Origin of the sequence: Phocaeicola sp., assembly GCF_048170425.1 — a bacterium.
In the GTDB taxonomy this organism is placed as follows: domain Bacteria; phylum Bacteroidota; class Bacteroidia; order Bacteroidales; family Bacteroidaceae; genus Phocaeicola.
On the sequence record NZ_DBEXBB010000261.1, the window covers coordinates 1 to 6,376 of the forward strand.

The 6,376-nt window shown below is 45.7% G+C and carries 6 protein-coding genes; 4 read left to right on the top strand and 2 right to left on the bottom strand.

What is annotated here, in order from left to right:
- Positions 1–109: 109 nt before the first annotated feature.
- Positions 110–475, top strand: coding sequence for a hypothetical protein (locus ACMJ0U_RS10435; RefSeq protein ID WP_022052588.1), 366 nt, complete (start codon positions 110–112; stop codon positions 473–475).
- A 254-nt stretch (positions 476–729) separates the two neighbouring features.
- Here ACMJ0U_RS10435 and ACMJ0U_RS10440 read toward each other — a convergent pair whose 3' ends face one another.
- Together ACMJ0U_RS10440 and uvrB are read right to left on the bottom strand one after the other, a co-directional pair.
- The gene (locus ACMJ0U_RS10440; RefSeq protein WP_417129865.1) at positions 730–2,085 is read right to left on the bottom strand and encodes an alanine/glycine:cation symporter family protein; all 1,356 of its coding nucleotides are present in this window, start codon (positions 2,083–2,085) and stop codon (positions 730–732) included.
- Between the two features lie 82 nt (positions 2,086–2,167).
- Positions 2,168–4,210, bottom strand: a complete 2,043-nt coding sequence (uvrB, locus tag ACMJ0U_RS10445; RefSeq protein WP_417129866.1) for an excinuclease ABC subunit UvrB — start codon at positions 4,208–4,210, stop codon at positions 2,168–2,170.
- A gap of 152 nt (positions 4,211–4,362) precedes the next feature.
- Between uvrB and ACMJ0U_RS10450 the strand changes: the two genes are divergently transcribed.
- The 3 genes from ACMJ0U_RS10450 (at position 4,363) to ACMJ0U_RS10460 (ending at position 6,143) form a co-directional block, all read left to right on the top strand.
- Positions 4,363–5,199, top strand: a complete 837-nt coding sequence (locus tag ACMJ0U_RS10450) for an outer membrane protein assembly factor BamD (RefSeq protein ID WP_417129867.1) — start codon at positions 4,363–4,365, stop codon at positions 5,197–5,199.
- A 28-nt stretch (positions 5,200–5,227) separates the two neighbouring features.
- On the top strand, positions 5,228–5,563 hold the full coding sequence (locus ACMJ0U_RS10455; RefSeq protein WP_304128223.1) for a DNA-directed RNA polymerase subunit omega: 336 nt from the start codon (positions 5,228–5,230) through the stop codon (positions 5,561–5,563).
- 124 nt (positions 5,564–5,687) lie between these two features.
- Positions 5,688–6,143, top strand: coding sequence for a DUF4293 domain-containing protein (locus tag ACMJ0U_RS10460; RefSeq protein ID WP_417129868.1), 456 nt, complete (start codon positions 5,688–5,690; stop codon positions 6,141–6,143).
- Positions 6,144–6,376 lie beyond the last annotated feature (233 nt).

The following is a 6,376-nucleotide window of genomic DNA, read 5'->3' on the forward strand; positions in this document are numbered from 1 at the left end:
TTTTATGTTGTCCAGCATATTCTTATCTTTGTATCGGTAAAAAGAAAAAGCTCGAGCTAAACTAGATTTATTTAGGTAACAACGTTTTTAGGTAAAAGATTTTAAAGGTATGAAAAGATTAGGATTAACATTGGCAGCCGCATTGGTATTTTCAGTTTCTATGTTTGCAGAAGGTGTACAGGATAATAATGCACAGAAATGGAATGGTTCAATCAACAAGTCTAAATTGACTAAATATTTGAATCTTTCATCTAACCAGCATGAAAAAGTAGCTGATATCTGCGATTATTTCGAACAGGAAATGACTCGTGCGAATGCCTCAAAAACAGATAACAAGGAAAAAGTCCGCAAGGCCGTTTACGGTAACTTGAAACTGATGAAGCAGACGCTGGACGACAAACAGTATTCTAATTATGTTCGTCTGATGGCTATGACACTGCGTAACAAAGGTATTGATTTGAACGAAGCAAAATAAGAGAGATTGATAAAGAGAAGAGCCCCGGAGACTTGCATAAGGTTTTCCGGGGCTTTTTTGTGCTTCAACTCTATGGAAGTCACTGTGATTTTACAGTAAATGGAAAATGACAAAAAATGCAAGTACGTTTTATCCAAAACGCCAAGGTATTTGCCCTGAAACGCCTTTGAGTTTTACTTCAAACGTCCTTGCGTTTGGGTTGAAACGCACTTGCATTTGTTATGAAACACAAGTACGTTTTCCTGATGCGTGACTTATTCTTCATGATAATCATTCAGACGATTGTCCCATAGGTACTTACGGGTTTCGCTGACGATGACTCCCGACAGCAGAATCAGTGAGATGAGGTTCGGGATGGCCATGAGGGCATTGACCATGTCGGCAAAGTTCCATACGAGGGAAAGATTGATGATGGAACCCACATAAATCATCAGAATCCATACAATGCGATAGGCAAACATGATTTTCTTTCCGCCAAGATACTCCACGGCTTTTTGTGAATAGTAAGTCCATCCTAAAATGGTGCTGAAGGCAAAAGTGACGATGCCGAACGAAAGGATGGGAGTACCAATGTAGGGGATTTTTGCGAAAGCCATCTTGGTGAGTGCCGCATCGCTGGTATAGTCGATGTCCGGATAGGCTAAAATGCTGCTTACCAGTACGAGTCCCGTCAGGGCGCATATCACCACTGTGTCCCAGAAGGTTCCGGTAGAGGAAACCAATGCCTGACGTACGGGGTTGCGTGTCTGCGCTGCTGCGGCTACAATCGGAGCCGAACCTAATCCTGACTCATTGGAGAACAGTCCGCGGGCGATACCGTAGCGGGCAGCCATCATGACCGTGGTGCCTACGAATCCGCTGCCTGCCGCTCGTGCAGAAAAGGCAGATTCTATAATGAGACGGACGGTTTCTCCTAAATAGGCATGATTGACAATCAGGATGTAGATACATCCGCCTACATAGAGGAAAGCCATAAGTGGGACAAGTCCCATACAGACTCTGGCAATGCCCTTTACTCCGCCGATGACCACCAGTGCTGTAAGGACGCTCATCAGGATGCCTGTCAGGTGAGGAGATATTCCGTACGATTCATTCAGTAACAGGGAAATGGAGTTGGCCTGCACGGTGTTGCCAATACCGAAAGCGGCCAGTGCGGTAAATATACAGAACAGAATGCCCAGCCATTTCATTCCTAAGCCGCGTTCCAGTGCGTACATAGGGCCGCCAATCATCTCGCCCGACGAGTTCTTTACGCGGTATTTTACAGCCAGAAGTCCTTCGGCATATTTGGTCGACATCCCTAACACACCCGTCAGCCAGCACCAGAATACGGCTCCCGGACCACCCAATGCGACGGCAGTAGCCACTCCGATAATGTTTCCCGTTCCGATGGTAGCCGCCAGTGAGGTAGCTAATGCTCCGAACTGACTGACATCACCTCCTGCATCTTTGTCCTTGCTTACGGAGAGCCGCAAAGCCTTGAGGATATGCAATTGCGGGAAACGTAACCGGATAGTAAGGTAAAGATGGGTGCCCAATAGCATGACAATCATGGGCCATCCCCATATAAACGAACTTATTTCCTGTACAATCCTTGTAACCTGTTCCATTTTCTGTTTGTTTTGATTTTGGATGCAAAAGTATGAAAATAAATCAAAACAACGTAGAAATGTGATAAAAATGAACAGAATATCAAGATTTCTCTTTCAGAAGTTCTTCGAGTTTAAGCAATTCGTCGCGGTATTGTGCCGCCTCGATAAAGTCTAGCTTCTTGGCTGCTTCCTGCATCAGCTTGCGGGTCTGCTCGATGCTCTTCTGCAACTGGCCCTTTGTCATATACTGTACCACAGGGTCGGCTGCTGCATGAAGCCGGGCTTCGGTCTCGGTATAAGCCCGTGGTTCTTTGGGCTTGCTGCTGTTTTCTTGAGACGACTGTTTTTCGATGTCGAGCAGGGCATTGGCACGTGAACGGGTAATCTGTTTCGGCGTAATGCCGTGTGCCTCGTTGTAAGCTAATTGTTTCTCCCGTCGGCGGTTGGTCTCGTCGATGGTCTGTCGCATACTGTCTGTAATGCGGTCGGCATACATGATGACCTTTCCGTTTACGTTGCGGGCAGCACGTCCGGCAGTCTGGGTGAGCGAACGGTGCGAACGCAGGAAACCTTCCTTGTCGGCATCCAGGATAGCTACGAGCGACACCTCCGGCAAGTCCAGTCCCTCACGCAGCAGGTTGACACCCACCAGCACATCGTAGATACCTTCCCGTAGTTCGTCCATGATTTTGATACGCTCCAGTGTTTCCACGTCGCTGTGGATATAAGCGCAACGGATACCGTTGTTGAGCAGGTATTCGGTCAGTTCCTCTGCCATGCGCTTGGTCAGGGTAGTGACAAGCACACGCTCCTCCTTTTCAATACGTTGCTGGATTTCCTCCATCAGGTCGTCTATCTGGTTCAGGCTGGGACGTACGTCAATCACCGGGTCCAGCAGTCCCGTAGGACGAATCACCTGTTCCACTACGATACCTTCACTCTGTTGCAGTTCGTATTCTGCCGGAGTGGCACTCACGTAAATCACCTGCTTGGCCATCTGCTGGAACTCTTCGAACGTGAGCGGACGGTTGTCCATGGCAGCCGGCAGACGGAAGCCGTATTCCACCAGGTTCGTCTTGCGGGCACGATCGCCGCCGTACATGGCCCTGATTTGCGGCACGCTGACGTGGCTTTCGTCAATGACAATCAGAAAATCTTCGGGGAAGAAATCAAGCAGACAGTAAGGACGGGTGCCCGGTTCGCGTCCGTCAAAATAACGTGAATAGTTTTCAATCCCCGAACAATGCCCCAGTTCGCGTAGCATTTCCATGTCGTAGGTCACGCGCTCATACAAACGCTTGGCCTCATAGGGCTTCCCGATTTCCTCAAAGTAAGCCACCTGCTTGGTCAAATCGTCTTCAATCTGATGAATGGCGCGGAGCGTGCTTTCCTTGGTCGTCATGAACAGGTTGGCCGGATAAATCTTGTATTCTTCGAACGTACCCGTGCGGTGTCCTGAAACCGGGTCTATCTCTTCGATACCGTCAATCTCATCGTCCCAGAACATTACCCGCAGCACACTGTCGGTATAAGCCAGGAAGATATCTACCGTATCGCCTTTTACACGGAAGTTGCCACGGTTCAGTTCGATGTCATTCCGCACGTACAGACTGTCCACCAGCCGGCGGAGGAATACGTTGCAGTCCAGCAGTTTTCCTTTTTTGATTTCAATCACGTTGTTGTAGAAATCTGCCGGGTTTCCCATACCGTAGATACACGACACGGACGATACCACGATGACGTCCTTTCGGCCGGAAAGGAGGGAAGAAGTCGCCGCCAGACGAAGTTTGTCGATTTCTTCGTTGATGGCCAGGTCTTTTTCAATATAGGTGTCGGTTGACGGAATGTATGCTTCCGGCTGGTAATAGTCATAATAAGACACATAATATTCCACCGCATTGTGAGGAAAGAAGTTCTTGAACTCCCCGTAAAGCTGGGCGGCCAGTGTCTTGTTATGGCTCAGAATCAGTGTCGGCTTGTTGATGTTCTTGATGACATTGGCAATGGTAAAGGTTTTTCCAGAGCCGGTCACTCCTAACAGCGTCTGTGCGGGCACATGCTGCCGGATACCTTCTGTAAGCTGGGCGATGGCCTCCGGCTGGTCACCGGTAGGCTGATAATCGGATATCAGTTCAAAATTCATTGCATCTGAATATTGGTGAATGAAAACGGTTGTAAAATTACATATATATTTTATACCAACTTTGTGCATCCTGAAAAATTACATTAAAAAATGGCCGGGAGTTGCATTATTCGCTGGAAAAGAGTAATTTTGCGCAACTATATCAATTATATATGAAGAAATACATCGCAATGGTCCTCCTTTCTGCTGGAGTTTTGTCTTCATGCGGAGAGTATAATAAAGTGCTGAAAAGCACTGACTATGAATACAAATACGAAGCGGCGAAAAGCTATTTTGCCAAGGGACAGAACTCGCGTGCGGCAACCATTCTGGAAGAACTGATTCCTATCCTGAAAGGTACGTCCAATGGAGAAGAGTCTTTGTATATGCTGGCAATGACTTATTACAACCAAGGTGATTTTGTGACTGCTTCACATTATTTCAATACCTATTATACGACTTATCCGCGCGGTACCTATACGGAACTGGCGCGTTTTCATAGCGGAAAGGCTTTGTACCTCGATACTCCGGAACCCCGTCTTGACCAGAGCAGCACCTACAAGGCTATTCAGGAATTGCAGATGTTTATGGAGTATTTCCCGGCAAGCAACCGGAAGGATATTGCTCAGAACATGATTTTTGAGTTGCAGGACAAGCTGGTAGAAAAGGAATATCTTTCTTCCAAACTCTATTATGATTTGGGCTCTTATTCTGGAAATGCTTCTTACAGCAGTACAGGTAATAACTATCTGGCTGCCATCGTCACAGCGCAGAATGTGTTGAAAGAATATCCCTATACCAAATTGCGCGAGGAACTTTCTATTTTGATTCTCCGTGCCAAGTACCACATGGCAAAAGAAAGTGTGCTGGATAAGAGAGAAGACCGTATGCGCGAAACGGTGGATGAATATTATGCTTTCAAGAATGAATTTCCGGAAAGCAAATACATGAAAGAAGTGGAAGGCATTTATGCAGATGTAAGCAAGTACATTTCTACAGACGAAGAATAATATAAACGTTTATAATTATAAATAAGTTATGGATTACAAAAAAACAAACGCTCCTACAAATACGGTTACGCGTAATTTGATGGAACTCTGTGAGGACACAGGCAATATTTATGAAACAGTATCTATCATCGGCAAGCGTGCCAACCAGATTGCTGCCGAAATGAAGAATGACCTTTCCAAGAAACTGCAGGAGTTTGCTTCTTATAACGATAACCTTGAAGAGGTGTTTGAAAACAGAGAACAGATTGAAATCTCTCGTTATTATGAAAAACTCCCGAAACCGACATTAATTGCGACTCAGGAGTATCAGGAAGGAAAGGTTTATTACAGAAACCCGGCAAAGGAAAAAGAAAAATTGCAGTAATCCTCCTATAGGTAAAGATTTTAGTGAATGCGCATGCGCATTTGGGCTTGTCATTCTGAGTGTAGACGGCAAGAACCGTCTCCCTCAGAATGACATTTGTTTTGGAAACCTTATACGATTGATTATGATACAGAGAATACAGACCGTTTATTTGCTCGTAGTAGCTATCTTGATGGTGGTGATGATGTCTGTTCCAGTGGGCAGCTTCTATACCGATAAAAATATTTGTGAGATGACAAATCTTCTTTACCAGCTTCCAGACGGGGCGGTAAATTACACGCCGTGGGCTTTGTTTGTGATACTGGTCGTAGTGGCTGTAATGGCTTTGGCAACCATTTTCCTTTACCGGAAACGCATGCTGCAGATTCGTCTGACCATTTTCAATACGATTGTGCTGGTCGGTTACTATCTGGTGCTGACCTATTTTGTCGTAAATCCGGACAAGGCGTTCGATGACTATAGTTTCATGCCTTCATGGACTGTTTGTCTTCCATTGGTCAGCATTATCTTGAACTGGCTGGCTATCCGTGCTATCGGAAAGGATGAGATGCTGGTAAAAGCATACGAAAGATTGCGCTGATTCGTAGTTCGTAAAAACCCATCGGGGCGTTTCTTCAAAACTGAAGAAACGCCCCGATGGGTTTTTATTGGATTCTTTTATTATTATTCCAGAATCACTAGTGTCCACTAAAAATTAGAGGATGAGTTAAAAATTATAATCACTAAATAAATTTGGTCCATCAAGACCGCTTTGTTCTTTGACATCATTGAATTTAGTTTTGCTGAAGAGATCCCTTAATGAAGTCTTGTCTG